The organism is Mesorhizobium sp. BR1-1-2 (genome assembly GCF_020165435.1).
Taxonomy (GTDB): domain Bacteria; phylum Pseudomonadota; class Alphaproteobacteria; order Rhizobiales; family Rhizobiaceae; genus Mesorhizobium.
In genome coordinates this window covers 516,100-541,544 of the sequence record NZ_JAIUID010000001.1, presented here as the reverse complement: position 1 = coordinate 541,544, position 25,445 = coordinate 516,100, and the positions used below count along the sequence as shown (strand labels likewise).

The window sequence follows — 25,445 nt, the reverse complement described above, 5'->3', positions numbered from 1 at the left end:
CAATCATCAGGCTTTTTGAAATAGCGTCCAACCGCCAATCGGACCGCGCCCGGCCAATTACCGCTCGGGCGTCTGCCGGCCCGTAGCCGAGATATCCGGCGTATAGGTCAGCCCGACATCCTTTCCGCCGCACATGGCGTTGCCCTGCCAGAGCGGCAGCCCGGTCGAAACCGCCACTTCAGGATCGGCCGTGAAGATTTTAGCACCACGGCTGTGAAGCTTCAGCAAGATCGAGCGGTCCATGTCGCTATGAAGCCTCCTCAAGCCGAGCTCGTTGTAGTCATGGCCGGTCGAGCTGGGATTGATGCCGGAGATGACGACAGCCGACGCGCCGCTGTTGAACGCGTAGAGTACGGCGGTGATGCCGTTCGAAAACTTTCCCGCATTGTCCAACTCGCTGTGGCGAGTGCCCATGACCGCTTCGTGCAGGGCCATGCGCTGGTACTTGTTAACCAGCCGGAGCTGGTCGTAGCGATAGTGGAATGCCGCAAGGCCATCGCGCAGGCGCTGCTCGTCCCACTGCCAGCGGAGCACATGCAGAATGCCGGTCTGTTCGCCATTGAGGAGGCGCCGTACGGCCACGGCATTCTGGTTCTTGCCTTCGACCTGGGCGAACTGAAGAAAGGTCGCATCAGGCTTGGCGATGCCCCATTTCTTCGCCACCGACTGTGAACCGTTGACGGTGAGAACCGAAAAGCTCTCGTCGAATCCCTTGGGCCGGTTCGATCCAGGGGCGGAACCGACGACGAGCACCGGGCCCACGAACTGCATTGGATGACACAGGGGCTGAGGGCGGGAAAATCTGTAGACGAGTGCTTCCTTGATCGTTCGTCTGATCGTGGAATAGCTCATCGACTCGCCAATCCCGTTGAAAATCCATGAAGCGTAGAAACCACGCTGCATCACCCTTTGCGTATGGCTTCCAATTCCCCGGAAGTCAAAAAGAAAGGCGTTCCGGCGGCCGAGAGAAATTGTAATCCGATCAGCCTGAAATCAGGAGCGGGCCAAGCGGCTTGTGCCGGGGAGATGGCGGCAAAGATCAAATTCCTGATCGATCTTGGGATGACGCAGCACGACATCGCTGCTCATTTTAAGATCAAAGACACGAGCCTCAACCCCGAGGACACCCACATCACCGATTCCCAAAAGTTGGCAAGCCTCATTGTCATCGTCATGCCCACCGTCACATGGGCCTACCGATGCGCCACCCACACGATGGGCATGAAGGCCATGCCCCGCAAAAGCCACGGCCGCCGCGAAAAATCCTGGTTCCGCATGAGCTTCGACGCGCTTAATGCGCTGCCAGGGGCGTGCCTATGTCCGAGACGAGCTTCACGAGATCGGCTTGGCGTCTCGTCCCGGTTTTGGCGAAGATTCGATTGAGGTGTGTCTTCAAGGTGTTTTCGCCGATGCCGAGCGACAAAGCGCTCTTCGACGCCGACAATCCGCTGCCGATCCGCAGCAGGACCCGCGCCTCCGCGGGCGTAAGGTCGAACAGCGTGGTCAGGACGGCCTCCGGCAGAGGAGAAGCCGACGTCGTGGTCGATATGAAGACAGCCGCGCATGCCGGCCGGAAAGCCGCGCGCGCGGTTCCTTCGGTCAGCGGCAGCACATAGGCGACGGCGGGTGGGCGGCCCGAGGCCGAGATCGGCAGTCCTATGCCGCGGGCGCCAAGCGAAGCATCCGCGCTCGCCGCACTGGCGATCGCTTCGAGCAGGGCTCGGGCCACCGCCGGATTCTGCGCCTGAAGCAGGCCATTCCTGGAAAGAATCGGACCTTGCGCCGACAACATCCGTTCGGCAGCGCCATTGGCATGGAGGATTGCTCCGTTGGCGCCGGCAAGCACGACAGGCACTGCGAGATTGTCGAGCGCCTGGCGGTAAAGGCTGGCGGTAACGCGAGCCTGGTCGAGCAGGTCTCCGATCAGGGAAGCACGGCGCAGATGCGGCGAGAGCAACGCCAGGAAATGTTGGTCTTCGGCGGATATGGTCCCCCTGTCGGCCCATGTGGTGCAACCCATGAGCCCGATCCGGTCCGATGTGTGGACGAATTTGGTGATGCAGGCTTCGCGCAATCCCTGTGGCTTGGCCCAATTCTGAAAAAATGCCGTCTGTCCGAGTTCGGCTTCGCTCATCAACGACAGCGTCGCGACGGGCGTGTCGACATCGCCGACGACCGCCGTCTTCAGACCTGGAATTGCGTCAAAGTCATAATCCTGGAGCACGCGCATTTGCACGGGATCCCAAGGCGATTGAGCGGCGAAGCGGCCATGATTGTCGGCGGTGCTGGCAAGCGCGATGGTTGTATAGGCCGCATCCATGGCGGTCGTGATCCGGGTCATGACGCCGGCCCAGCCTTCCGGGTTCAAAACGCAATCGTAAATATCGCCGATAATGGAACCAAGAACTTCGCTGCTCAGCCTCTCCACCACGCCTCCAGACACACTGCGATCTCGCCTCGGAGAATTTTGCGGCGTCATACTTTTGGATGACGCCACTCCTGGCTGATCTCGATTAAGATTCAACTCGATTGCTTGATGCCAGCCGCCACTGTTGCCGGTTATTCTGCCGATGGAAAGTATGGCGATCGGTATTTTTTAAGCGCGGATACTTTATCGAGGTTTTCCATTGTCGCGAAAGACGGTGTTTTCATCGGCTCGGTTGCCACCGCATCTTAACGAACGCGAGCGATTTTCCCTGTGGCAGGACATCCACGTCGCGGAAATATGGTCGGTGGAGTACGGCATATCGGAAAACCTGCCCTTCGAGGCCTCAATCGAAGCCACGGCTGTCGGTTCACTGGTTCTCGGACAGATGTCCGGAACGATCAAGCAGGCGACAAGGAAGGCGAGCAACATCGCCGAGGACGACAATGATGGCTATTTGCTGCTGATCAACAACGCCGACACCCTCTTGTCCGGCGCACAGGTCGGCCGCGAATATGCTGTCGGTCGGGGAGAAGCCGTCCTCGTCACGGCTTCGGAAGCGCTGAAAATGACCGGTGCCGACCGCAATATCTGGACCAATGTGGTCGTCCCCCGCGCGGTCCTCATGCGTGCCTTCCCGCAAATCGACGACAGGCTGGGGTTGAAGATCGGCGCCGACAACGAAGCCCTCGATCTTCTCAAGCGCTATTGCCAGCTTCTTGAAAGCGGCAGCCCGCTCGCCTCGGCCGATCTCATAGCCCATGCGACGGATACGATCGTGGACCTGATCGGCCTTGTGACCGGGGCGAAAGGTCGGGCTGCCGAATTGGCCGGCCTTCGCGGCCTGCGTGCCGCCAGGCTGGAGGCGATCCTGGCAAGCATCGCCGAGGATTTCGCCGACCCCGGAATTTCCGCTCAAGGTGTCGCGCAACAGCTCGGCCTGTCGGCGCGCTACGTCCACGATCTCCTTCAGGAAACGGGAGTGAGCTTCTCCGAGCGCGTTCTCGAGCTGCGGTTGCAGAGCGCCCACAGGATGCTCTCGCTGGGACACAGCGACATGCGGGTCAGCGATATCGCGATGACGAGCGGGTTCAGCGATGTATCGTATTTCAATCGCTGCTTCCGTCGCCGTTTCGGCTACACTCCGACGAGCGCCAGATAAGTTGCGGCATTTTCTGTGGCCGGCCGGCGGGAGTTCGATTCTCTCTTTGAGCGGCCGGTGGAGCGGCGCCTGCGCGATGATGGCGCAGAACTGCCACAGTGCGCGCAAAAGGCACGGCTTTTCACTCCAGTCCAATCCCAGTGCGGCCCTGCCCAAGACAAGCCCGGGCTCCAATGACATGTCAGCCTCAGGGTGAAACGACTGTCATGTCAGGGGTTTGGATGCCGCAGAATGGTTTTGGTGGCCGCAAGGCTAACGCGTGGAAATATCTGGCGCTGACGTCGACGGCGCTGGTCGGGCTCGGCCAGCCGATGGCAGCGACGGCGGCCGAGATCTGGACCGGTGCGGCCTCCACGGATTGGTTTACCGCCGGAAACTGGAACCCCGCCGCCGTTCCGACGTCGGGCGATGACGTTTATCTCGATGCGACGTTCCCGAATCCGGCCGTCGTCGATGCGGCGAATGCAGCGGCGCACACTCTGTTTGTCGGCACTATCGCAAGCTACACAGGCTCGCTGAGGATTACGAATGGCGGCATACTTGCCGGGACCGCCGGCTATCTCGGCTACGCTTCGGACGCAAGCGGCGAGGTAAGCGTGGTTGGAGCAGGCTCCGCCTGGAACAACAGTTCGGACCTTTTCCTTGCCTTGGGCACCAACAGCAGCGGCACTTTGACGATCTCGAACGGCGGCGTCGTGAGCGACACCGTGGGTCATGTGGGCTACGGCAAGGGCACCGGAACCGTGACCGTAAACGGGCCCGGTTCGACATGGACCAACAGTGGCGATCTCTATATTGCTGAGTTCGGCGACGGCACGCTGGACATCACCAATGGCGGCGCAGTCAACAATGCCATGGGCACCATAGGTTGGCATGCGGGCTCCAACGGTACGGTCACGCTCGACGGCGTGGGCTCGACCTGGACAAACGCTTCCCACCTGTTCATCGGCGATCAGGGCACCGGTACGCTGACGGTTTCGAGTGGCGGCAAAGTCAGCAACCTGAGCGGCATTTTGGGCAATCTGGCGGGCTCCACCGGCACGGCAACCATCGATGGTGCTGGCTCCACCTGGGCCAACGCCGCGCTCGCGGTCGGCAACGCGGGTTTCGGCACGCTGACGATAACGAATGGCGGCAAAGTCACCAGTTCAGTGGGATATGCGGGCTATGCCGCGGGCTCCACCGGCATGGTGGCGGTCGACGGTACCGGATCGTCCTGGACAAACACTTCCGACCTGTTCATCGGCGACCAAGGCCAGGGTGCGCTGACGGTCTTGGGCGGCGGCACGGTCAGCAGCGCGATCGGCACGATCGGCGCGCTGACGGGCTCTGTCGGCTTCGCGACGGTCACCGGTTCCGGCTCGACCTGGACCAACAGCTCGGATCTATTCGTTGGCGATAGCGGCAGCGGCACGCTCTTGGTTGGAAGCGGCGGCGTGGTCAGCAACGCCTCGGGGAATATCGGCGCGAAGGCAGGTTCGACCGGTTTCGCGTTCGTCGACGGCGCCGGCTCGACCTGGAACAACAGCTCCAACCTGGCTGTGGGCGATTTCGGCACCGGCACTCTGGCGATCTCCAGCGGCGGGGTCGTCAAGAACAGCGCGGCGGTCATTGGCGCGAAGGCAGGTTCGACCGGCAGCGTGTTCGTCGAAAATGCCGGCTCGACCTGGACCAACAGCTCCAACCTGACTGTGGGCGATTTCGGCACCGGCACTCTGGCAATCGCCAATGGCGGCGTCGTCAGCAATGCCTGGGCCTATGTTGGCAACTCTGCGGGCTCGACCGGCGCCGTGTCCGTCGATGGAACGGGCGCGGCCTGGAACAGCAGCGGAAACCTGTATCTCGGCGGGCTCGGCACGGGCACGCTGTCGATCTCGAGCGGCGGCGCAGTCAGCAGCGATGCGGGCTTTGTCGGCTACGGTGCCGCCTCGATCGGCACGGTAGCGGTCGACGGCGCAGGCTCGATTTGGACAAACAGTTCGGACCTGATCGTTGGCGATCAGGGCACAGGTATGCTGACGGTTTCGAACAAGGGCACGGTCAGCAATCAGAACGGCATTTTGGCCAACGTTGCGGGCTCCACCGGCACGGCGACGGTCGACGGTGCAGGCTCGAGCTGGGCCAGCGTAGCCCTTATCGTCGGCTTCGCCGGCACCGGCGAACTGAACATCCTCAACGGCGGCGCGGTCAGCAGTGACCTGGGCTTCGTCGGTCTCGATTCAGGTTCCGCCGGCACGGTGACGGTTGACGGCGCGGGATCGACCTGGACAAACAGTTCCAACCTGTTCGTCGGCGATCAGGGCACCGGCACGCTGAATATCTCGAACGGCGGCAAGGTCAGCGATACCACAGGCTATGTGGGCACATTGTCGGGCTCGATCGGCACGGTAACGGTCGATGGTGCGGGTTCGGCCTGGAACAACAGCTCGGACCTGTTCGTAGGCGGTTTCAGCACGGGTACTCTGACGATCTCGAACAGCGGCACGGTCAGCGATGGCTGGGGCTATATCGGCTTTGTTGCCGGTTCGACCGGCACGGCTGCGGTTGACGGCGCGGGATCGAAGTGGACGAACAGCGGGAATCTCTATGTCGGGGGCTATGGCACGGGCACGGTGACGGTTTCGAACGGCGGCGTGGTCAGCAATGGCTTGGGCTTGGTTGGCTACGCCGCAGGTTCGGTAGGCACGGTAGCGGTCGACGGTGCCGGCTCGATTTGGGCAAACAGTTCGGACCTGACCGTCGGCGAAGACGGCACCGGCACGCTGGCGATCTCAAACGGAGGTACCGTCACCAGCGCTGCTGGCTATCTGGGCTTTGACGCCGGGGCGGTGGGCACGGCAATAGTCAGCGGCACAGGCTCGACATGGGCCAGCAGCGGAGATCTCGGTGTCGGCGTTAGTGCAACAGGCACGCTGACGATTGCCAATGGCGGCGCGGTGTCGAGCGGCGGCGTGGTCAACATCGCCGCCATGGCGGGTTCCGTCGGCACGCTCAACATCGGTGCGGCGCGTGGATCGCCAGCGGTCGCCGCGGGCACGCTCAATGCGGCTAGCGTCCAGTTCGGACCGGGCGCGGGTGCGATCAACTTCAACCACACCGATACGAACTACACCTTCGCGTCGGCGATCGGTGGCGCAGGCACGATCAACCAGATCGCCGGCGCGACGAACCTTACCGCCGATTCGAGCGGCTTCACCGGCGCCACCAATGTGGATGGCGGACGGCTGGCCGTAAATGGTTCGCTGGCCAACTCGCTGGTGACGATCTTCGGCGGCATTTTGGGCGGCAACGGCACGGTGGGCGGTGTCATGGCGCGGTCGGGCGGCATCATCGCACCCGGCAATTCGATCGGCACGCTCAACGTCGCGGGCAATCTCGACCAGGCGGCGGGCTCGATCTACCAGGTCGAGCTGACCTCGACCGGCCAGGCCGATCTCATCCACGCGACGGGCACGGCGACCATCGCCGCCGGCGCGATCCTCGACGTGATCAAGACCGACGCAGCACCTTACGTGGCGGGCACGCATTACACCGTGCTGCAGGCAGATATGGGCGTCACCGGCACCTACACGATCAGCGGCCTAGGCCCGTTCACCGGCCTTTCCGCAAGTTACGACCCGACGCATGTCTATCTCGACGCGACGCAGGCAAAATCCTTCGCCGAGGTCGGCCTGACGCCAAACCAGATCGCCATCGGCGGTGGTGCCGAAAGTCTTGGCAGCGGCAATCCGCTGTTCGATGCCATATTTGCTTTGCCGAGCGAAGAAGCCGCCCAGGACGCCTTCGACCAGCTTTCCGGGGAAATCCATGCCTCGGCCAAGGGCATGCTGCTTGAAGACAGCCGCTTCGTCCGCGACGCGGCCAGCAATCGCATCGCTGCCGCCTTTGGCGATGGCGGGGCGGCGGCGCTGCCGGTGATGGCCTATGGCGAGGGTGGAGCGGAAATGGTGGCGGCCGATACCGACCGCTTCGCCGTCTGGGGCCAGGTGTTCGGTTCGTGGAGCAACACCGACAGCGACGGCAATGCCGCCGCCTTCGATCGCTCGACCGACGGTTTGCTGGCCGGCGCCGATACTTTGGTCGGCGGCTGGCGTGTCGGCCTCATCGGCGGTTACGGCCATTCCTCTTTCGATGCCGACGACCGCGATTCATCAGGCAAGGGTGACAGCTATCATCTCGGCCTCTATGGCGGCACCAACTGGGGTGCCATCGCCTTCCGCAGCGGCGCGGCCTATAGCTGGAGCAGTATCTCGACCAAGCGCTCGGTTGCTTTCAACGGCTTTGCCGATCAACTATCAGCCGACTACGATGCCGGCACCGCGCAAGTGTTCGGCGAACTCGCTTACAAGGCTGATGCCGGTCGCTTCCATTTCGAGCCCTTCGCCAACCTCGCCTATGTCAGCGTGCACACCGATGGCTTCACCGAAACGGGTGGTGCCGGGGCGTTGACCAGCGCCAGCACAAACACCGACGCCAGCTTCACCACGCTCGGCCTTCGCGGCGCGACCGACTTCGCGCTTGGCGGCATCGATGCCACCGCCCGCGGCATGCTCGGCTGGCGTCACGCCTTCGGCGATGTCACGCCGACCTCCGCCTTCGCCTTCGCCGGCGGCGATCAATTCACCATCGCCGGCGTGCCGATCGCCAGGGATACCGCGGTGATCGAGGCCGGGTTCGATATGCACCTCGCCGCCAACGCGACGCTTGGCCTGTCTTATACCGGCCAGTTCGGCAGTGGCACGGTCGACCAGGGCGCGAAGGTCGATCTGGGCGTGAAGTTCTAAACGACGGTGGCGAAACCGGCTTTGCAGCACGAACCTGTACGTTGACCAGCCCCTACTCCGGCGATGGCACGGGCGGCTTCGACGTCAGTGCGGTGCCGGCGGCCGCGACGATGACGGCGGCGATGCCGGCCAGTTGCGGCGCGGTCAGGCTCTCGTGCAGGAACAGGAAGCCGGCCAGCGCGCCGAGCCCTGGTTCCAGGCAGGTCAGCGTGCCATAGACGCGGGCCGGCATCCGGGTCAACGCCACCATCTCCAGAAAGAACGGCAGCGCGCTCGAGAACAGGCCTACGAGCAAGGCACTGACCAGGATCGACGGCGCGAGCAGGCCCGTTCCCGCCTGCGCCACGCCGAAAGGCAGCACCAGCACGGCGGCTATCGCCATGCCGTAGGCGGTGGTGCGGGTGCCGAGCTCCGCGCCCGCCTTCTGCGCCAGCACGATGTAGAGCGCCCAGAAACCGCCGGCCGCCAGGGCCAGCATCACCCCGGTCGGATCGAGCGGCTGGAGCGAACGGATGAAGGGTGACAACAGCACGATGCCGGCCACCGCCAGTGCGATCCAGGCAAAGTCGCCAGCGCGCCGCGAGGTCAGCGTCGCCACCAGCAGCGGTCCTGAAAACTCCAGCGCCACCGCGACGCCGAGCGGTATAGTGGCGAGCGCAGCGTAGAACAGGAGGTTTAGCGCGCACAGCGTTACCCCATAGGCGACCAGCCACGGCATGGTGGCGCGCGAAGGCCGCATTTGCCAGGGCCGCAGCACGGCGATCAGCATCAGCGCGCCGACGACCAGCCTCAGCGTCGTCGTGCCCTGCGCGCCGATCACCGGAAACAGCGTCTTGGCGAAGGTGGCGCCGATCTGGATCGACACCATGGCGCCCAGCAGCGCCATCACGGGCAAAGGCGCCGCTTCACGACTGGCAACCGGCGTCGATGTCACTTGATCCCGTCCTCCATGCGCCATCAGGCAAACGCTGCGTCATGGGAGATAGGGCGAACCGGCCCGCTCGTCGTGAGGCAGGGCCGGCATCTCGATGGGGCAAGAAAGGCCACGCACGAGCCGGCCGCTCTCAGACGCGGCCGTTGCGCGCGTTCGGCAGTCTCGTGATCGCTGTCAGGACCAACAGTGCGATGCCGCCCAGAAACGCCATTGCCCCCAGCGACCAGGCAATGCCGACATGGACGATGGCAAAGGCGAGCGCAAACGGCGCGACGGCCGAAACGAGCAGCCGGGCCGATGTGACGCGCCCCTGCAACCGGCCATAGTCCGCACTGCCGAACAATGTCAGCGGCAGGGCGCCGGTGACGATGCTGAAAAGCCCATTGCCCATGCCGAAGACGACGGCGAACACCATCGCGCCCGCGACGGACGGCGCCGTGCAGTCCAGCACGACGACGCCGCTCGTCATCAGGCCGGCCGAGATGATGGCGAGCGTCAACGGCGACAGGTTGATGCCGAAGACCATGTTGATGAAGCGGCTCAACACTTGCGACGGCCCGAACAGCGTTCCGACGATGGCGGCGGTCGCCCCCAGGCCCAGCCCGGAAAGCAGCGGCACCATATGCACCAGGACTGCGGCGCCAATCAGGTTCTGCAGCGAGAAGGCAATGACCATCAGCGCGAAGCCGAGCGGCCGCGCCGAAGCGGGAAGCGATCCCTGGACATGCCGTGGCGGCTCGGTCGCCATGCGCCTGCTCCTGGCCAGCCCGTGCGAGAGCCAGGCGTGCAGCGGCAGGCAGACAAGCAGGTTCAGCCCCGCGAAGACGAGATAGACACTTCGCCATGACATCTGCGCGTGCAGGGCCGAGGTGATCGGCCAGAACACGGTCGATGCGAAGCCGGCAATGAGAGTGAGATAGGTGATGCTACGTTGCGCCGCGCACGGTCTTATCTGCACAAGCAGCGCGAAAGCGGCGCCGTACTGGACCAGGTTCGATGCCACTTCCAGCACGATCAGTGCCGCCACGAAGGCCCCGGCCGCCGGCGCGTAGGCACAGGCGGCGAGCGCAGCCGCGGCAAGGATCGAGCCGGCGGTCATGATCTTGCCGGCGCCGAAGCGGTCGATCCAGTTTCCGAGCCAGGGCGCCGTCAGGCCGCCAACCAGCAGAGCCGCCGAGAGCGCGCCGAAGATCCATTCGGTCGGCCAGTCCAGATCCCTGGCCATATCGGCGGCGAGAATGCTGAAACTGTAGTACAGTGTGCCGTAGCCGATGATCTGGGTGACGCCGAGGGCGGCAATGGCGGCCAGCGGCGAGCGCTCCGGGACTTCGAGATCGGCAAGGCTTCGATCACTTGATGCCACGGTCATGGATCACCACCTAGCCGTCTTCCTTGGTGAAGCGGGCCACCGGATGGTCGAGCAGATCGAGCACGAGTTCGGACGGACGGCACAGCCGCGTCCCCTTGGGCGTCTCGACGATCGGCCGGTTGATCAGGATCGGATGCCTCAGCATGGCGTCTATCAGCTGTTCATCGGTCCATTTGGCATCACCCAGGCCGAGCTCGGCATAGGGCGTACCCTTTTCGCGCAGCAGGGCGCGCGCGGGAATTCCCATGGCGGCGATCAGCTGGCGCAAGCGGTCCCGGCTGGGCGGATGTTCCAGATACTCGATGATGTCAGGCTTCTCGCCGCTCGCCTGGATCATGGCTAGCGTGTTGCGCGAGGTGCCGCAGTCGGGATTGTGGTAGATCGTGACGGTCATGGCTTGGTCTCGACGGCAAGAAGTTGGATTTCGGACCGCCACTTCGGCAGCGGGATGATCGCCCAGGCTGTCGGCGCGACGATCACTGAACCGATCCCTTCACATCGGTGGGGCAGCAGCCTGCGGCCAACGCCGAAGCGCGGATCTCCAGCCGGCCGGCGCAGCAATCCTCCATCAGGAAACGGATGAGGCCGCTCAATGCGTCATATTGCGCGCTGTAGACCATGGAGCGCGAATCGCGCCGCACGCTGATCAGCCCTGCCCGCTCAAGCTCCTTCAGGTGGAAGCTCACATTCGAGGCCGAGACCTCGACTTTTTCGGCGATGGCGCCGGCGGCAATCCCGTCCGGACCGGCAATCACCAGATGCCGCAGGATGCGCAGGCGCGTTTCTTGCGAAAGGGCCGCAAAGGCGGAAAGGGCTTGACGTTCATTCATATTTCAACAATCCTAAAAATGTTGAAACAAGGATTATCCCACATGCTCGTTTCTGACAATCGGGAATTTGAACCCGCTGACGTCGTTGATCCCGGCGACATCACCATCGCTGGCTTGCTGGAGTTTCTGGCGGGCTACGAGGACCGGCGGCTGGTGTTCTTCTACGACGGCCGGCCGGTGCGGCCTGGCTATCACGTCACCGAAGTGAAGGCAGGCCAGTTCGCTGCGCTGGACTGCGGTGCAAACCCGGAATCCTGGGCCGAGATCTTCGTGCAACTCTGGGACGTCGAGGAGGACCGCACCCATATGCCGGCCGGGAAATTCTCGGCGATCATCCGCAAGGTGACGGAGCATGTCGGCCTCGACCATTCCGCCAAGCTCACTTTCGAAGTCAGCGACGGCGTGCGCCCGATGCAGCTCTACCGCGCCGCGCTCCCCCGGCTCGCCGGTGATGCGGTGCATGTCGAGCTTTCGCCGCGGCCGGCAAGCTGCAAGCCACGTGACCGCTGGCTGGAGGAAGAGAGGAAAGCCAAGGCCTGTTGCGGACCTTCGGCCGGACCGCAACCTTGCTGCGGCTAAAGCAATTCCAGGAAAAACGTGCACGGTTTTCCCGGGAAAAGCGCGTAGCGCTTTCCCTTGGGAATTGCGTCAAATCAAAGAGTTAGAGCGGTTCGCCGTTTCCGTGAAACGGTGAACCGCTTCAACCTTTCGCAGCCAAGCACATCGCTTGGCGCCATCCTGACGGCCAAGACGGCCTTCCGCTCTTTCAGTTCAGCGATTTGCCCCCCAGCGCGGCGCCGGGTGGCGCTGCTCGAGTTCCTCCGCTGCGGTGGCGTTCGAGGCCGAGTGATCGCGTTGAGGCTTTTGGCCGGCAGCCCGCATCGTGAAAGGCAGCGAGCGCGGAACGCCGCCAGCAGCGGAACCTGAGGCCATGCCGGGGGAAATGAGCTACGGCGTGGCGCGGAGATTCCTGCGGATGCGCCGCCTGCCCGTTCCACGGGCCTTCTCCGCCACCACGGCGGCGATGTCGACCACGTCGGCCTCGCGCGATCTGCCGTTGGTGGCCTTGTGGAGCCGCTCGTAAGGCAGCAATTCCTTGATCCGCGCATTGAGCGACAGGATTTCAGCTTTGAGGTCCTCGCATTCCTGCCTCTGGACATCCAGCTGTATCTGTTCCGATGCTTGTTGCAGCGCAAGCTGCGAAAGATTGGCGTTCGCTTTCGAAAGGCTCGTCTTGTCGTTTTCGTTCTCGTCGGTGAGCGAGGACAACTTCTGATCGGCGATTTTCTTTTCAGCCAGGGTGTCGTTCAAGTCTGTCTTGAGCTTGGCGATCTCGGCTGCGGCCTCGCTGTTCTCGTGCGAGGCCCGCTCCAGCCGTGATTGCAGGTCCTGGATCTCGGAACGCAATCCGCGCATTTCCGTCTGGCTGCGCGCGAGTTCAGCTTGCCTGTCGCCTTCCATCATGCTGGCCGCTTCGGTCATTTCCGATAGCTTTGCCTGGGCAGTCTCGAGTGATTTCTGGAGCCTTATCTCCTCCTTTTCGCTCTTGCCGAGCGCGGCCAGCAGTTCGGTAAGCCGCGCTGCTTCGCTGGCATGGATCGTCGAGAGCTCGTCGAGCCTGTGGCGCGTCTGGGTTTCCCGCTTCAGCGCCTTGTCGAGCTCGATCGACAGGCTGACATGTTTTTCCCGCAGCATCTTGCTCTCGCGCAGGCGCCTGTTGGCCTCGACCGCCCTGGCCGTCAGCCGCTTGGCGATGTCGCCGAACTCCGCGTCGCGTTTTGCGCTCGCATTGGCTGTCTCGGCAAGTTCCAGCCTGGCCGCTGCGAGCGCTGCGCGAAGCGCCTCCCTGTCCTGCACCAGGCTTGTCTCGCGCTGTTGCAGCAATTCGCAGGCGCTTTCACGCTCGCGCAGCTTTCTTCCCGTGTCGTGCAGCTTTTCCGACAGCGTTCTTTGTTCCGCGATCAGGTCGCCGTTTGCGAGCTCCAACTCGTTGGCGCGAAGAATGTCGGTGTGGAGGATGTTGAGGAATTCGCGCGTCAAATGGTGCGAGGTCGCGATCTCCGACAGTTTGCCGTTGATCTCATCGAGATAATCCCTGGCGTCATGGAACATCCCTTCGAAGGCACTCAATGCCGCCATCCGGGTCTGGGTATGGGGCGTCAGTCGTGGCGCGGTTTCGGAGGCGTCGGCGTTGCCCGCGCCGTCCGGATTATCCGCACCATCCGCCTCTGCCGCATTGGCTTCGGGTGCCGAGGCCTCGGCTCCTGGCGCGGAATCCGGGACATAGCCGCTGTCTGGCGGCGCGTCATATTCGGTATCGAGGCTGGCATCCAGAGCGTCCGCAAGATCGGCCTGCAGCTCCTGGAGTGCATCATCTACGTCTTCGGCACGCTTGATCAGACCCTTGAAATTCATAACGAATGCCCTTTACGCATACCCCATTCAGTACTTAATAATTGGCTAATATGTATGCTTACATCCACTGATTGCGCAGGGGAAGCCCCCCATTAGGGGGAGCGTAAAGTTGAACATTTGGGGTTGGGATGCGGCGGGCGACCAGTGCCGAGGCCGTCTTTTTGCAGAATTGACGCACCCAATCTCTGGGTGAAATCTGAATGCGGAAAATCCTGGGCTCCTACTTCCCCTCGTGGAAGGTAGGACCGAGGGCGCTGGCGCTGGAGGATGCTCGTCCTGGAGCGCCGCGCCAACTCCGCCCGCTGCTTGCAGCGACCCTCCCCACAAGGGGGGGTAAAAGTCAGCCCGCCATGGCCAGCGGCACGGCGCTTTTGTTGGGGATCTGGATGTCGATTTCCAGCGTCGACATGGTCTCGCCGCGGTCCATCGAGATTTGCAGATAGTCCTGGTCGATCTGCACGTGCTTGGCGATGACGGCCATGATCTCCTCGCGCAGCACCGAGACGAGGTCGGGCTGGCCACGGCTGCGGCGTTCGTAGGCGAGCAGCACCTGCAGCCGCTCACGCGCCACGGGCGCGCTGGAGCGCCGCTTGAAGAGGTCGAGAATGTTCATGCCGCCCTCCTTCCGAGCAGCCTGTCGAGGAAGCCCTTGCGCTCGAAGGGAACCACGACCGGCAGGTCTTCGCCTTCCAGCCGCCGCGCCGCTTCGATATAGGCCTTGGCGGCGGCGTTCAGCGGATCGCTCAGCGTCACCGGCGAACCGAGATTGGAGGCCCTGAGCACATCCTGGCTCTCCGGGATGATGCCGAGCAGCGGCACCGACAGGATTTCCAGCACGTCGTCGATTGACAGCATCTCGCCGCGAGCCGCGCGGCCGGCATCGTAACGCGTCACCAGCACGTGCTTGGCGATTTGCTCGCCCTGCTCGGCGCGCATGGTGCGGGCGTCGAGCAGGCCGATAATGCGGTCGGAATCGCGCACCGACGACACTTCCGGATTGGTGACGATGACTGCCTCGTCGGCGAAGCGCATGGCGAGCTGCGCGCCGCGTTCGATGCCGGCCGGACTGTCGCAGAACACATAGTCGAACACCGAGCGTAGCTTCTCGATCACCTCGCCGACGCCTTCTTCGGTCAGCGCGTCCTTGTCGCGCGTCTGCGAGGCCGGCAGCAGGAACAGCGTGTCGACGCGCTTGTCGCGGATCAGCGCCTGCGACAGCTTGGCCGTGCCCTGGATGACATTGACGAGGTCGAACACCACGCGCCGCTCGGCGCCCATGATCAGGTCGAGATTGCGCAGACCGACGTCGAAATCGACCAGCGCCACTTTCTTGCCGGTCCTGGCGACCGCGGCCCCCAATGCGGCCGTCGAGGTCGTCTTGCCGACACCTCCCTTGCCTGAGGTGACCACCACTACCTTGCCCATGAAAAAAGCCTCCGTCGCCTGATGTTGTCGTTTGTTATTGCTCCGTGCGTCGCACGGCTATTGTTGGAACCTGCCATCATCCCACGCGAAACCGGTCCCAACCTTGCGGGGCTAGGCGGCGTCCTGTCCGCGGTGGGACAAGATGAGAACTGGTTCGGCGTTTTCATCCCGGCGCCCTAGTTCAGCGGCACGACGCGCAGCACGCCGTCTTCGAGGAAGGCCTGCACCGGCTTGCCGCGCGAGGCGCCTTCCATGTCCTCCGCCGTGGTGTACCAGCCGTCGATGGCGAGCAGTTCGGCCTCGTTCCTGCGGCAGAAGATGCGCGCCGAAATATTGCCTTCCGAGCCCGCAATGGCGCGGCCGCGCAGCGTGCCGTAGACATGGATCGAGCCCGCCGCGATGATCTCGGAACCGGAAGCGACCGATCCAAGCACGATGACATCCCCATGCGGATGAGAGATCGATTGACCCGAACGGAGGGGCGACTTGACCATGAGCGTTCCGGCCGGCACCGGCTCCGCCGCACCGGCTTCCTGTTCTGTCTTGACCGGCTTGGCCGCCTTGACCTTTCCAGCCTCGGCCTTGCCCTCGTCGGGCTTGCCCGTTTCCTTGCCGCGTTCCGAAGACTCCGCTTCCGTTTTGCGGGCCTCTTCCGCCACGCCTGCCTTGCCGTTGCGGCCGGGCTGCGCCAGCAGGCCATCTGAAGTGGCCTCCTTGGCGCCGGTCAGCAGCGGCGGCAGCTCGGGCCCGAGCGAGGCCCCTTCGAGCTCGATGGCATAGACCCGGATGCCACGCGCGCCGAGCGAGGCGACCAGCGCCGCGATCTCGTCGGACCCGGGCTTCAGCGCATTGAGATCCAGCACCACCGGCCGACCGGAGAAATAACCCGGCGAATTGCCGATCCAATGATCCAGCCCCTCCAGCCAAGCACCGATGGGCGCCTCCGGCGTCAGCGTGAAAGCGACGAACGAACGGGCGCGAAAGCGGATGGATTTGGTCTCCAGGGGAGCGGCAAAGGTCACGGCTGGCGAATCCTTACTCAATGGTTAAAGGGTGCCGGCCGAATGGTTAACAAATGGTTAATAAAGACGGCTGGCACCTTGGAAGCCGCCAGAAATTGGAGGGTCGGCTAACCGCCGGTTGCGGATGCCGGCTGACAACACGCGGAATGTGCTGATAGCGCCGCATCAGCAAGCGGATTACCGCCGTTCAATCGACAAGCTAGATCTCAAAATGCACCAAGGCCGGCAACAGCGGGGGCCACCGCCAGCGACGACCTATCCCCTCCCGAAAGGCACGCGCGCAGGTTGACAATCCTTGGGTTGATGCAACATCCTGCCGACCTTTGACCGGGAGGTAGTATGACTGTTTCGATCAATCGTCGCGTCTTTTCCGTCTGCGCGGGTACTTTGGCGCTGGCCGCGGCAGGGTTTTCGCCGGCGCGCGCGCAGCAGGCTTTTTTCCGTATCGGCACCGGCGGCACGTCCGGCACCTACTATCCGGTGGGCGGGCTGATCGCCAACGCGATCTCGGCGACGGGGCCGGCCGGCGTCGAGGGCCTGGTTGCCAGCGCCACGTCCTCCAACGGTTCGGTGGCCAACATCAGCGCCATCCAGTCGGGCGCTTCCGAATCGGGCTTCACGCAATCCGACGTCGCCTACTGGGCGCATTCGGGCACCGGCCTCTACGAGGGCAAGCCCAAGGTAGAGGATCTGCGCCTCATTGCGACGCTCTATCCCGAAACCATCCATCTGGTCGCGCGCGCTGACGCCGGCATCAAGACGGTGGCGGATCTGAAGGGCAAGCGCGTCTCCCTCGACGAGCCGGGTTCCGGCACCATCGTTGATGCGCGCCTGGTGCTCGGCGCCTACGGCCTAACCGAGAAGGACGTAAAGCCCGAATATCTCAAGCCCGGCCCGGCAGGCGAGCGCCTGCAGGACGGCGCCATGGACGCCTATTTCTTCGTCGGCGGCTATCCGACCGGTGCCATCGTCGAGCTTGCCAGCACCAACAACATCACGCTGGTGCCGATCACCGGCCCCGAGGCCGACAAGCTCCTGTCCGAACAGAAGTTCTTCTCGACCGACATCGTGCCGGCGGGCACCTACAAGAATGTCGGCGAGACCAAGACCATTTCGGTCGCCGCGCAATGGGTGACCAGCGCCAAGCAGAGTGATGACCTCATCTACAAGATCGTCAAGTCGCTCTACAGCGACGAGACCCAGAAGGCGCTGCAGGCTGGTCATGCCAAGGGCAAGCTGATCACGCTCCAGAACGCGGTCACCAGCGCCGGCATTCCGTTCCATCCGGGCGCGGAGAAATTCTACAAGGAAGTTGGCGCCCTGAAATAAGCGGCCACCCGACAGACTGGCGATAACGAGGCGGAAGGCGTGCTTTCCGCCTCCTTCGTCTGGGGATTCAGGATACGGAACCGGCTATGAGCGACGACGACAAGATCAGGCTTTCCGGCATGGAGTTCGACGAGGAAAAGGCTCGCGAACTGGAGGAGAAATTCGACTCCGAGATCCGGTTCCGGCCGCTGACCCGGGCCGCCGGCTGGCTGGTCGGCTTCCTTCTGGTGGCCTTGTCGCTGTTTCACTATTACACGGCTGGCTTCGGCTTGCTGCAGGAGATGCTGCACCGGGGCATCCACCTGTCGATGGTGCTGTCGCTGATCTTCCTCGTCTTCCCTCTGGTGAAGAAGGGCTACGACCAGCCCGCCCAATCCAGCCTTCTGCGGCCGCTCGGCATACCGGTTTTCGACTGGTTGCTGGCGCTTGCCGCGGTGGTTGCGGTCCTGCACGTGCCGATGATCCCGCTCGACGATCTTGCCTTCCGCGTCGGCAACCCCACGACGACGGACGTCGTGCTCGGCCTGATTCTCATTCTGCTCCTGCTGGAGGCGACGCGCCGGTCCGTCGGCATCCCGCTGCCCATCATCGCCATCCTCTTCATGGCTTATGCGCTGTTCGGCCCCTATATGCCGAGCATCCTGGTGCATCCCGGCGCGTCCGTCTCCCAGCTCGTCGACCACCTTTACCTGACGACGCAAGGCATCTACGGCATCGCGCTCGGCGTCGTCGCCACCTACGTTTTCCACTTCGTCCTGTTTGGCGTCTTCGCCACCCGCATCGGTCTCGGCCAGCTCTTTCTCGATTGCGCGGCATGGGTCGCCGGCCGCTACGCCGGCGGTCCGGCCAAGGTATCGATCTTCGGCTCGGCCCTATTTGGCATGATTTCCGGCTCGTCGGTCGCCAACACCGTCACCGTCGGCTCGCTGACCATCCCGGCGATGATCCGGCTCGGCTACAAGAAGCATTTCGCCGCCGCGGTGGAGGCGGCCTCCTCCACCGGCGGGCAGGTGACGCCGCCGATCATGGGAGCCGCCGCCTTCCTGATGATCGAGTTCCTCGAACTGCCCTACACGACCATCATTCTGGCAGCGATAGTGCCGGCCTTCATGCACTTCTTCGGCGTGTTCATGCAGGTGCATTTCGAGGCCAAGCGCACCGGCTTGCGCGGACTGCGGCCGGACGAGATGCCGGACGTGGTCGAGGCATTGAAACGGGACTGGCCGACCATCATCCCACTCGTCGTCCTGATCGGCGTGCTTCTTGCGGGTTATACGCCCTACATGGCTGCCTTCTGGGGCATTACCCTGTGCATCCTGGTCGGCCTGTTTAACCCGCGCCGGCGCATGTCTGTCGCCGACATCGTGGTGTGCCTGCGCGACGGCGCCAAGTATGCGCTCGCCGTTGGCGCCGCCGCCGCCACGGTCGGCATCGTCGTCGGCGTCGTCACTCTGACCGGCGTCGGCTTCAAGCTGTCCTACATCGTAACATCGACGGCAGGCCATCTGTCGCTGCTGTTCGGCACCTTTGTCCCCGAGGCGATCTTCTCGACGCACGGGCTGACCCTTTTGTTCACGCTGATCATGACCGGCGTGGTCTGCATCCTGATGGGTTGCGGCATCCCGACGACAGCGAACTACATCATCATGGTGACGATTGCCGCACCGGCACTGGTGATGCTCGGCACCGAGCCGATCGTCGCCCACTTCTTCGTCTTCTATTATGGCCTGCTGGCTGACATCACGCCGCCGGTTGCGCTGGCTGCCTACGCTGCGGCCGGCATGGCGGGAGCTGATCCATTCAAGACCGGCAACACTGCCTTTCGGCTCGGGCTCGGCAAGGCGCTGGTGCCCTTTGTCTTTGTCTTCTCGCCGTCGCTTCTGCTGGTGACGAAAGATTTCACCTGGCCGAACTTCCTCCTGGCCTTCTTTGGCTGCGCGCTCGGCATCACCTGCCTGGGCGCCGCCCTCTCGCGCTACCTGCTGGTGCGCACCCGGCCATGGGAAAACGTGTTGCTGGTGTTGGCCGCCCTGCTTCTGGTGGCGCCCGAACTCTATTCGTCCCTACTCGGCCTGGTGCTTATCATTCCCGTCATCTCGCGCCATTGGAGTGCGCGCAACGTCGAAGAGGCGCGACCAGCTTGATCAGCGCCGCCCCAACGATCCCTCCCCGAGGGGGCCGGGAACGTTTGGGGGACTTCAGGAAGTCAGCTTGCTTTCAGCCTGAACCTGACGCGAACCGCCAGGATCGGTTCCGCGGGGGAAATGTTCCCCGAGAGCTGACAGACGGCTTTCAACATCAGAAGACGGTAGCCGAAGTTTCAAGTCATTGAGGGCCTGTGACGAAAGGCATGATGTCCACGCCGTCTCCCGGGAAGACGGTGAAATGCGGGTGGTTCTCGAACAGGCGGGCGGCGGCATCGATTGTATCGGCCTCGACGACGATGTAGCCGCAGAAAGGGTTTATGGCGTCCGCGATGCCATCCTTGGTAACGCGCGTCGTCCTGCCGACCATGCCGCCGCGATCGGGGAAAGATGCGGCATTTCTCTCTTCCCAGTCCGTCCACTGCTGTAGGCCGACGCTATCAATCGCATCTTGCTCGGGCTTGGGCAGGCTGCGAAAGCGGGCAAGGTCTTCGGGCTTCATGGTGTAGACGGCAAGAAAGCGGGGCATGTGACGGTCTTCGTGCTGACGGAAACGCATGCCAGCCTAGACTCCCGGTTGGCCGAAGTCACTAAGCACTACCACCCTCAGGCACGGCGAATTGCCCATGACCGGGCACTTTCGGATCATCTCACTCTCCTTTCGAAAGGGGCCACGGTCGGGCCCTTCAGTCGCGATGCTCCGGCACTCCTTTCAGCTGGTCCATTGGGTCACGGCATGGCGCCGTCCTCGTCGTGCATGAAGTCGAGCTCGGTGACGGCCACCGGGCTCGGCGAAGGGCGAGGAACGCCAGCCGTTCAAGTTTTCTCCGCATCCGCGCAGGTCGCTAAACACCGCTCTTGGCGCTGCGATAGAGTCGTCATCGCATCGTCTCTGGCCAGCTTCAGGCCGGCGGTGGGCGACCCCATGCCAAAGACATGGGGTCACATCGCTCTCAGACAGTTTGATACGACTGCCCGCCAGTCAGTGAATGTTGATACGTCGCGTCACCTGACCGTTGCTTTCCCAATAGGTATGCTTCTTGGCGATGATGGGATCGTCCATTGCAGGTTGGACCTGCCCTCCCGTATCAACCGCGCGCGAGGTGACGGTGTGCTCTCCGGCGGAAGGCTTGGGCCAGTCGACGGACCATAGTTTCCAGGCAAAGTCCGCCTTGTCGGTTTCGTCGATGGCCGCCGGCATCCATGGCCCGTCATCGATCTTCACCTCCACCCGGTCGACCGGTGCGCCCCAGGCGGCCCCGACGATCCGGTAGTCATCGCCGATATGAGTGACCCGGGCCGGTGCCGATTTCAGCCGCGCCCGCCCGACCGAAGTTTCTACCCATACTGTCTCGCCGTTATGGTCTTCCTCGCGCAGCGTGACATAATCGCGTCCCATGAACCGGTTCTCGAAGCGCTGATCGTTCACGTCTATGCGCTTGATCCATTTGACGTTCGCGATCCCGTACCATCCCGGCGCAATCAGCCGCAGCGGGAAGCCGTTGTCAGGAGGCAAGGGGGACCCATTCATCTCGTAGCAAAGGATGTTTTTGGGATCCATAGCGTCGGCAAGCGACATGCTGCGCGCAAAATTCTGCGTGAACTTGACGTCGTCGGCCCGCTTGATTTCCCCTTTATCGGTGCCCCAGAAGACGACTTCGATTCCAGTGTCGAGGACTCCGGCCTCCTTGAGGATCGGCGCGAGCGGCGTGCCCGCCCAGCGCGCATTGCCAATGCCGCCATTGAAAAACGGCAGACCGGTATTGCCCGAACATTCGACCGTGAAGGTGACTTCCTGGCGCGGTCGAGCCTTGATGTCGGCGAGCGTCAGGGTTGTCGGCTTTTTGACGGAGCCGCCGATTTCGAGTTTCCAGGTGCTCTCGTCGATCACCGGCCGGTCGAAATGCGCGATTGAAAAGAACTTGTCGTTGGGCGTCACCCAGGAATCGAGATCCTCCCACACCAGCTGATTTTTGATGACTTGCGGAACCGGGTTCGGCGGCAGCTGATCGAGCCATTTGATGACTTCCTCGCCGGCCCGGCTTGGAAAGGCAGAGGCAATCCGCGATTGAAAGGACGCCAACGCTACGAGGGCTGCCCCGCCTTGAACGATGAATTCACGTCTGGGAAGGTAATGCATGACGACTTCTCCTCCAGTGAAAAGCTCAGTTCTCCTTCAGTGATAGATGCAATAGCGACCGGGATCGCGCAAAGCAGAGGCCGGCCGCGGCGGGCAATTATGAGAGCGTGTGAACCAACCCGAGTTAGAAGCGCGCCGTAGCGACGTCTCCGCTCTCAATCGCCGGCTTGTCAGGTCCGAGCCGGCGATCTTCAACTATATGCCCTATCTGTCCTCGTGGCGAGGGCAAGAGCCGCATCTTCGCATCACGATTGGGATCTGCATCGTGTTCCAAAATCCAATGCAGCCTACAATTGGTGGGTTGGATTTTGTGAGCGGCAGGGACAACGCCGAGAATAAAGGACCAACGAGTCGATTTCCTCAATGCCGTTTAAAATACTGCACCTCCCGCTCGTGCTTCTCCGCTGCCTCACGCGTATCGAAAGTCCCCAGGTTCCGTCGCTTGCCCGTCTTCTCATCCTTCTTGCGCGAATAAAGCCGGTATTTTCCGTCCTTGAGTTTGCGGATCATTTGGCCTCTCCCTGACCGGGATTTCGCCGCCGCTTGCCCTTCAGCCCGAGTGCTGCCTGTTCGATCGCGGCGCGGTCGTTGCCCAGCCTGTCGATCAGGTCCTGTGCCTGCTTGCCTGATATGCCGGTGCGCATGGCCAGCTCCTCGACCGTGAGCACGTCGGTGCTGGCGATCTCGCGCGGCGGCGCATTGCCTGCCGCCATCGACAGCTCCCTGTCGATCTCGGCCTCGGCCCGATGCCAGTGCTGCTCGGGGTCGCCGCCGCCTTCGCGCTCCCAGATCCGGTAGGCGCGCTCCTGGATTTTTCCATGCCGTTCGTCGCCCATTCTCAAATCCTCCATTGCCTAGCCTCTGAACGCCGCGCGCGTCCGAACGATCCAAAGAATTTGCGTGATCCCGAGCTTGGGCGGTGGAGGTTGGGATGGTGCCGGGCAGAGCCCGGTCACCGTGCGAAATGATCCAGGCGGCGGGTCTGCCCGCCGTCTGGATGCCGGCCGTGGCGGCCGGTTTTGTTGTCAGCGTCCCCAGATGCCCTGGCCATAGCCCGGTGCAGGCATGTCGGAGGTCGAATTCCCCGCCATCGCGCTGTCGGTGATGCTGTTCGTCACGCTCGGGACAGCCGTCTTGGCACCGCCCGACATCATCGCGTGGGTGGTCGGATAGCTGTTTGCGGCAGGGATGAAGTCGGAGCCGAAGTGGTCGCTGCCGGCAAAAGCCATGCCGGAGGCGAACAACAACGAGGCAACGGTCAATACGATCTTCTTCATTTCGGTTTCCATCTTTTGAAGTTGACATTTGGCCCCAACGCGCCGCCCGCCCGCGTTCATGGGACCGTGTTTGTTGTTTCAGGCGAAACCGGCCAACCGCGATCCCACTGGATCTTGCAGTGACAGGTCGTTCAGCGCACGACCGTCTCGGTCCGTTGTTGCGCTGTTGGCGGCTTGATAAGGGCGTGGTGTTTGTGCGGGCGTGGTAGGCGGCGTGGTAGAAACCGCTGCCGGAGTGGAATTTTGCGTGGAATGCAGCCGGAAAGCGCAGCGCCCGCTATTGGCATTGCCGCCTCGGTCCGCCGGAATAGGGCTGGTAGCTGTTGTCTTCCGGGCGGTAGGAGCGGTAGCGGCTGAAGCAGGAGGCGACATGGTCGTCATCCCCGGCGGCCGCATAGGCGCCCCGCCCGGTGCCGTTTTCCTCGACGTAGCTGGCCTCGGCGGCGGACGGCGCGGCACGGTCGGCGTCGAGATAGGGCGAGATGCAGGGGCGCTGCTGCCCGCTATAGGACATGTAGCTGTTGTCCTGCGGCCGGTAGGAGCGGTAGCGGCTCGCGCACCAAGCGATATGCGGCTGCGGCAGTTCGGCCGTGGCGGGCGCGATGGCGCCGGTGGCGGTGGGGTCGGTCTCCCCGACCTGGCGCTTGGGCTCGATATTAGCGGGCGCGAGCTGCTCGGCCGGCAGGCGCTCGAGATTCTGCGCCGCTTTGTCCACCGGCCGCGCCGTTTTGGTCCAAAGCTCCGCCATGCTGACGGTGGCCGGTGCCTGGCCCGGCGGGCTCGCGGTAATTAGCCAGACGGCGAAGGCCAGGCCGCTACCGAACACCGCAAGGGTCAAAACGAAACCGCAGGCAAGTCCCAACAATGCTTTCACGCCGCGCTCCTTGAGCCCCTGCTAAAGCAATGCGGGGGGTCAAGGCTGGTTCCAGCAAAGCGCGGGAAATAGGCGCGGCGCTCCGCTGGGGGCGTGCGAGGGCGGCGCCGTTCAAACCGGCGGCTTCACGTCCACTGGCAATTGGTTCTCCGCTGGGGGCAGCGCCGCCGGCATGTCCTCGCCGCGCAGGCGCTGCCGCAGATGGAGCGCCAACAGCCGGTCCAGCGAGACCCTGCCGGCGCCGGCAACGGCCAGCACCAACATGCCGCCCGATATCGCCAGGTCCTTTTCGAAATGCAGCAGTTCGTTCTGGCTGCCGAAATTGGTGTGGAACAGCATGGCCGTTGCCAAACAGAACAGGCCGAGCGCGATGGCGCCAAGCCGCGTCAGCAGGCCTGACGCGATGGAGAGCCCTGCCCCCAGTTGCAACGCGACGGTGGCGACAAACAGCGGCAGGTTGACACCAAGCGCTGCCATCGCTCTGGCGGCGGCGTCGAAATGGGCGGCCAGCGTTGCGCCCTCATGCAAGAAGATGAGGGACAGAAGCAGGCGGCCGGCAAGCAGGCCCACGTCCCCGACATGGTATTTAGCGGCAAGATCCTGCAGCTTCGCGGAGCGTTCGGTCAATGTCATGGTCAGCCTCCGATCTTTTTGGCACGGGCAGGCGCCAAGCGCCTGATGTTGAAAAGGCCGGAGCCGGCGCGAGGGAGAGGATGCCGGCTCCGGCAAAGCGCGCCAGCCACGAGCGCCCAACGGTGATGGACGAAGGGGCGAGCTCGGTTGCCAATGCCCCCACTCCGTTTCGGCTTCGCCGAGCCAGCTCTCCCATCCCGTGAGAGAGGAAAGGTCCTACTTCGTCACCTTGGTGTCGATGGCCTGCCGCAGGTCGGAAAGCTCGTCGCACCCGGCCGGGCACAGCTTCCGCAGGGAGGCCAGTTGCTCCTTGGCCTTGTCCATCTCGCCGGTCTCGACATAAAGCTCGCCCAGATATTCGCGGGCGGCCCTGTGGTCGGGCTTCAGCTCCAGCGCCTTGGTGTAGTAGGTGAGCGCGGTCTCGTAATCACCGGTCTTGCGCAGGGTGAAGCCGAGCAGGTTGTAGACGTCCGCCTGCTGCGTGTCCTGCGCCAGATCGCGCAGCTCGGCCAATGCGCCGGAATAGTCCTTGGCATCGATCTTGGCCTTGATGGCGGTGAGATCCGGCGCGTCGGCGCCTTCGATGTCGTCGACCGCATAGGCTGGCATGATTGTCGCGACGGGAAGCACGGTCAGCACGGCAATGGCGCCGAGCAGGCCGAACATTGCATGTCTGCCCGAC

At 63.3% G+C, this 25,445-nt stretch carries 23 protein-coding genes; 5 read left to right on the top strand and 18 right to left on the bottom strand.

What is annotated here, in order from left to right; genetic code table 11:
• Nucleotides 1-57: 57 nt before the first annotated feature.
• Both LB551_RS02665 and LB551_RS02660 read right to left on the bottom strand, forming a co-directional pair.
• The gene (locus LB551_RS02665; protein ID WP_224658101.1) at nucleotides 58-903 is read right to left on the bottom strand and encodes a membrane-anchored protein; all 846 of its coding nucleotides are present in this window, start codon (nucleotides 901-903) and stop codon (nucleotides 58-60) included.
• Nucleotides 904-1,291: 388 nt separating this feature from the next.
• Nucleotides 1,292-2,341 carry a helix-turn-helix transcriptional regulator gene (locus LB551_RS02660; RefSeq protein WP_224624337.1) on the bottom strand — a complete coding sequence of 350 codons (1,050 nt, stop codon included), beginning with the start codon at nucleotides 2,339-2,341 and terminating at the stop codon, nucleotides 1,292-1,294.
• A 472-nt stretch (nucleotides 2,342-2,813) separates the two neighbouring features.
• On the opposite strand from LB551_RS02660, the gene LB551_RS02655 reads away from it, so the two are divergent.
• Together LB551_RS02655 and LB551_RS02650 are read left to right on the top strand one after the other, a co-directional pair.
• A complete protein-coding gene (locus LB551_RS02655; protein ID WP_411970924.1) occupies nucleotides 2,814-3,587 on the top strand; it encodes a helix-turn-helix transcriptional regulator in 774 nt (257 codons plus the stop codon).
• Between the two features lie 221 nt (nucleotides 3,588-3,808).
• Complete coding sequence (locus LB551_RS02650; protein WP_224658099.1) at nucleotides 3,809-8,371, top strand: autotransporter outer membrane beta-barrel domain-containing protein; 4,563 nt, start codon at nucleotides 3,809-3,811, stop codon at nucleotides 8,369-8,371.
• A 52-nt stretch (nucleotides 8,372-8,423) separates the two neighbouring features.
• On the opposite strand, the gene LB551_RS02645 is transcribed toward LB551_RS02650, so the two are convergent.
• The 4 genes from LB551_RS02645 to LB551_RS02630 form a co-directional block, all read right to left on the bottom strand.
• Nucleotides 8,424-9,305 carry an EamA family transporter gene (locus tag LB551_RS02645; protein WP_224658098.1) on the bottom strand — a complete coding sequence of 294 codons (882 nt, stop codon included), beginning with the start codon at nucleotides 9,303-9,305 and terminating at the stop codon, nucleotides 8,424-8,426.
• Between the two features lie 130 nt (nucleotides 9,306-9,435).
• Nucleotides 9,436-10,674 (bottom strand): arsenite efflux MFS transporter ArsK, encoded by a 1,239-nt coding sequence (arsK, locus tag LB551_RS02640; RefSeq protein WP_224658097.1) that lies wholly within the window; start codon nucleotides 10,672-10,674, stop codon nucleotides 9,436-9,438.
• A gap of 10 nt (nucleotides 10,675-10,684) precedes the next feature.
• Nucleotides 10,685-11,068, bottom strand: coding sequence for an arsenate reductase (glutaredoxin) (gene arsC, locus LB551_RS02635; RefSeq protein ID WP_224658096.1), 384 nt, complete (start codon nucleotides 11,066-11,068; stop codon nucleotides 10,685-10,687).
• 82 nt (nucleotides 11,069-11,150) lie between these two features.
• Nucleotides 11,151-11,504: an ArsR/SmtB family transcription factor gene (locus LB551_RS02630; protein ID WP_224658095.1), complete on the bottom strand. Its 354-nt coding sequence runs from the start codon at nucleotides 11,502-11,504 to the stop codon at nucleotides 11,151-11,153.
• A gap of 42 nt (nucleotides 11,505-11,546) precedes the next feature.
• Between LB551_RS02630 and LB551_RS02625 the strand changes: the two genes are divergently transcribed.
• Nucleotides 11,547-12,083 (top strand): DUF6428 family protein, encoded by a 537-nt coding sequence (locus tag LB551_RS02625; RefSeq protein ID WP_224624332.1) that lies wholly within the window; start codon nucleotides 11,547-11,549, stop codon nucleotides 12,081-12,083.
• Nucleotides 12,084-12,452: 369 nt separating this feature from the next.
• Here the strand turns inward: LB551_RS02625 and LB551_RS02620 are convergent, their stop codons facing one another.
• The 4 genes from LB551_RS02620 to minC all read right to left on the bottom strand — a co-directional run bounded on the left by LB551_RS02620 (nucleotide 12,453) and on the right by minC (nucleotide 16,366).
• Nucleotides 12,453-13,919: a hypothetical protein gene (locus LB551_RS02620; RefSeq protein ID WP_224658094.1), complete on the bottom strand. Its 1,467-nt coding sequence runs from the start codon at nucleotides 13,917-13,919 to the stop codon at nucleotides 12,453-12,455.
• A gap of 340 nt (nucleotides 13,920-14,259) precedes the next feature.
• Nucleotides 14,260-14,532: a cell division topological specificity factor MinE gene (gene minE, locus LB551_RS02615; protein ID WP_140500137.1), complete on the bottom strand. Its 273-nt coding sequence runs from the start codon at nucleotides 14,530-14,532 to the stop codon at nucleotides 14,260-14,262.
• Nucleotides 14,529-15,344 carry a septum site-determining protein MinD gene (gene minD, locus LB551_RS02610; protein ID WP_140500139.1) on the bottom strand — a complete coding sequence of 272 codons (816 nt, stop codon included), beginning with the start codon at nucleotides 15,342-15,344 and terminating at the stop codon, nucleotides 14,529-14,531. Before minD ends, minE begins: the two co-directional genes overlap by 4 nt.
• Nucleotides 15,345-15,520: 176 nt before the next feature.
• Nucleotides 15,521-16,366 (bottom strand): septum site-determining protein MinC, encoded by an 846-nt coding sequence (gene minC / locus LB551_RS02605; RefSeq protein ID WP_224658093.1) that lies wholly within the window; start codon nucleotides 16,364-16,366, stop codon nucleotides 15,521-15,523.
• 339 nt (nucleotides 16,367-16,705) lie between these two features.
• On the opposite strand from minC, the gene LB551_RS02600 reads away from it, so the two are divergent.
• Nucleotides 16,706-17,695 carry a TAXI family TRAP transporter solute-binding subunit gene (locus LB551_RS02600; RefSeq protein ID WP_140552280.1) on the top strand — a complete coding sequence of 330 codons (990 nt, stop codon included), beginning with the start codon at nucleotides 16,706-16,708 and terminating at the stop codon, nucleotides 17,693-17,695.
• A gap of 86 nt (nucleotides 17,696-17,781) precedes the next feature.
• Nucleotides 17,782-19,839: a TRAP transporter permease gene (locus LB551_RS02595; RefSeq protein ID WP_224658092.1), complete on the top strand. Its 2,058-nt coding sequence runs from the start codon at nucleotides 17,782-17,784 to the stop codon at nucleotides 19,837-19,839.
• Between the two features lie 181 nt (nucleotides 19,840-20,020).
• Here the strand turns inward: LB551_RS02595 and LB551_RS02590 are convergent, their stop codons facing one another.
• The 8 genes from LB551_RS02590 to LB551_RS02555 all read right to left on the bottom strand — a co-directional run bounded on the left by LB551_RS02590 (nucleotide 20,021) and on the right by LB551_RS02555 (nucleotide 25,429).
• Nucleotides 20,021-20,368, bottom strand: a complete 348-nt coding sequence (locus tag LB551_RS02590; RefSeq protein WP_224658091.1) for a hypothetical protein — start codon at nucleotides 20,366-20,368, stop codon at nucleotides 20,021-20,023.
• A 453-nt stretch (nucleotides 20,369-20,821) separates the two neighbouring features.
• A complete protein-coding gene (locus LB551_RS02585; protein WP_224658090.1) occupies nucleotides 20,822-21,979 on the bottom strand; it encodes a sulfite oxidase in 1,158 nt (385 codons plus the stop codon).
• A 360-nt stretch (nucleotides 21,980-22,339) separates the two neighbouring features.
• Complete coding sequence (locus LB551_RS02580; RefSeq protein WP_023677295.1) at nucleotides 22,340-22,489, bottom strand: hypothetical protein; 150 nt, start codon at nucleotides 22,487-22,489, stop codon at nucleotides 22,340-22,342.
• On the bottom strand, nucleotides 22,486-22,815 hold the full coding sequence (locus LB551_RS02575; RefSeq protein WP_224658089.1) for a DUF2934 domain-containing protein: 330 nt from the start codon (nucleotides 22,813-22,815) through the stop codon (nucleotides 22,486-22,488). The genes LB551_RS02580 and LB551_RS02575 overlap by 4 nt, the downstream gene beginning before the upstream one ends.
• 189 nt (nucleotides 22,816-23,004) lie before the next feature.
• Entirely contained in the window at nucleotides 23,005-23,256 is a 252-nt protein-coding gene (locus tag LB551_RS02570) for a DUF680 domain-containing protein (RefSeq protein ID WP_224658088.1), read from the bottom strand.
• A gap of 277 nt (nucleotides 23,257-23,533) precedes the next feature.
• The gene (locus tag LB551_RS02565; RefSeq protein ID WP_224624322.1) at nucleotides 23,534-24,130 is read right to left on the bottom strand and encodes a BA14K family protein; all 597 of its coding nucleotides are present in this window, start codon (nucleotides 24,128-24,130) and stop codon (nucleotides 23,534-23,536) included.
• Between the two features lie 111 nt (nucleotides 24,131-24,241).
• A complete protein-coding gene (locus tag LB551_RS02560) occupies nucleotides 24,242-24,763 on the bottom strand; it encodes a DoxX family protein (RefSeq protein WP_224658087.1) in 522 nt (173 codons plus the stop codon).
• Between the two features lie 216 nt (nucleotides 24,764-24,979).
• Entirely contained in the window at nucleotides 24,980-25,429 is a 450-nt protein-coding gene (locus tag LB551_RS02555) for a tetratricopeptide repeat protein (protein WP_224658190.1), read from the bottom strand.
• Nucleotides 25,430-25,445 lie beyond the last annotated feature (16 nt).

Bases quoted from the DNA above. Each gene is read 5' to 3' on its own strand.
- LB551_RS02555 (WP_224658190.1), bottom strand. From the start codon at position 25,429: ATGTTCGGCCTGCTCGGCGCCATTGCCGTGCTGACCGTGCTTCCCGTC.
- arsC (WP_224658096.1), bottom strand. From the start codon at position 11,068: ATGACCGTCACGATCTACCACAATCCCGACTGCGGCACCTCGCGCAAC.
- LB551_RS02625 (WP_224624332.1), top strand. From the start codon at position 11,547: ATGCTCGTTTCTGACAATCGGGAATTTGAACCCGCTGACGTCGTTGAT.
- LB551_RS02650 (WP_224658099.1), top strand. From the start codon at position 3,809: ATGCCGCAGAATGGTTTTGGTGGCCGCAAGGCTAACGCGTGGAAATAT.
- LB551_RS02580 (WP_023677295.1), bottom strand. From the start codon at position 22,489: ATGATCCGCAAACTCAAGGACGGAAAATACCGGCTTTATTCGCGCAAG.
- LB551_RS02665 (WP_224658101.1), bottom strand. From the start codon at position 903: ATGCAGCGTGGTTTCTACGCTTCATGGATTTTCAACGGGATTGGCGAG.
- LB551_RS02590 (WP_224658091.1), bottom strand. From the start codon at position 20,368: ATGCCCCGCTTTCTTGCCGTCTACACCATGAAGCCCGAAGACCTTGCC.
- LB551_RS02660 (WP_224624337.1), bottom strand. From the start codon at position 2,341: ATGACCCGGATCACGACCGCCATGGATGCGGCCTATACAACCATCGCG.
- LB551_RS02630 (WP_224658095.1), bottom strand. From the start codon at position 11,504: ATGAATGAACGTCAAGCCCTTTCCGCCTTTGCGGCCCTTTCGCAAGAA.
- arsK (WP_224658097.1), bottom strand. From the start codon at position 10,674: ATGACCGTGGCATCAAGTGATCGAAGCCTTGCCGATCTCGAAGTCCCG.
- LB551_RS02585 (WP_224658090.1), bottom strand. From the start codon at position 21,979: ATGCATTACCTTCCCAGACGTGAATTCATCGTTCAAGGCGGGGCAGCC.
- LB551_RS02655 (WP_411970924.1), top strand. From the start codon at position 2,814: ATGTCCGGAACGATCAAGCAGGCGACAAGGAAGGCGAGCAACATCGCC.
- LB551_RS02600 (WP_140552280.1), top strand. From the start codon at position 16,706: ATGACTGTTTCGATCAATCGTCGCGTCTTTTCCGTCTGCGCGGGTACT.
- LB551_RS02595 (WP_224658092.1), top strand. From the start codon at position 17,782: ATGAGCGACGACGACAAGATCAGGCTTTCCGGCATGGAGTTCGACGAG.
- LB551_RS02575 (WP_224658089.1), bottom strand. From the start codon at position 22,815: ATGGGCGACGAACGGCATGGAAAAATCCAGGAGCGCGCCTACCGGATC.
- LB551_RS02560 (WP_224658087.1), bottom strand. From the start codon at position 24,763: ATGACATTGACCGAACGCTCCGCGAAGCTGCAGGATCTTGCCGCTAAA.
- LB551_RS02570 (WP_224658088.1), bottom strand. From the start codon at position 23,256: ATGAAGAAGATCGTATTGACCGTTGCCTCGTTGTTGTTCGCCTCCGGC.
- minD (WP_140500139.1), bottom strand. From the start codon at position 15,344: ATGGGCAAGGTAGTGGTGGTCACCTCAGGCAAGGGAGGTGTCGGCAAG.
- LB551_RS02620 (WP_224658094.1), bottom strand. From the start codon at position 13,919: ATGAATTTCAAGGGTCTGATCAAGCGTGCCGAAGACGTAGATGATGCA.
- minE (WP_140500137.1), bottom strand. From the start codon at position 14,532: ATGAACATTCTCGACCTCTTCAAGCGGCGCTCCAGCGCGCCCGTGGCG.